This window comes from Candidatus Symbiopectobacterium sp. NZEC135, assembly GCF_025962695.1.
The window spans coordinates 1-666 of the sequence record NZ_JAGFPF010001191.1 but is presented as its reverse complement, the minus strand read 5'-3'; the positions used below and the strand labels follow the sequence as shown (position 1 = coordinate 666).

Here is a 666-nt window from a genome sequence, read left to right as displayed (position 1 = left end):
ATGCATCATGCTCTCCTGTTTGATGATAGTGGTTCTCATCCACGACTTTATCACTGCTGCCAGTGGCTGCACAGCGCTTTTGACGCTCCGCGCTGATTAAAAATAGAGCGCCCGCACGATCAGAAAATGGCCCGCGAAATAGCCGGCAGCCACAATCGCCTGATGGGCGCGAAACGGAAAACGGTAATGGTGAATCAGCCAGACGCCGTGGGCGATAAATAACAGCAGGCTGCCCGCAAACCAGGAGAGGTTATTACTGCTGCCGAGCGCAAAGTACTGTTCCCCGGCAACCCACACCATGACCGCATTCATTGCGACAAATGCCACGACCGGCCAGCGCAGGGTGTCGAGCCGTGACCACAGGATGGCGAGCAGTAGCGCGATAATCACCAGCAGCAACAGCGGCAACGGCCAGAAAAACGTGAGTGAGGTTTGTGCCACCAGAAACCCGATGGTGTAGAGCAGGTGGCAGGCGGAATAGGCACCGATGGCGAACAGCATGCGCTGTATGGGCAGCAACAGCAGGATATCTGCGGCTAACGTTGCCAACAGGCCGAGCACGATAAAGTAACCGGTGACGCTCATCAGCGGCGTTTGCCAGGCCAGTGCGAGCAGCAGCGCGATGGTAATGGGCTTGAACAGCCAGCGTTGCCAGCCAGGCCCCCG

Annotated in this window: 1 protein-coding gene; it reads right to left on the bottom strand. The window is 57.7% G+C overall.

Going from position 1 to position 666, the window contains the following annotated elements:
- Nucleotides 1-96 precede the first annotated feature (96 nt).
- Nucleotides 97-666: lysoplasmalogenase (locus J5224_RS33275; protein ID WP_264629164.1), on the bottom strand; the 570-nt coding region annotated here is incomplete at its 5' end.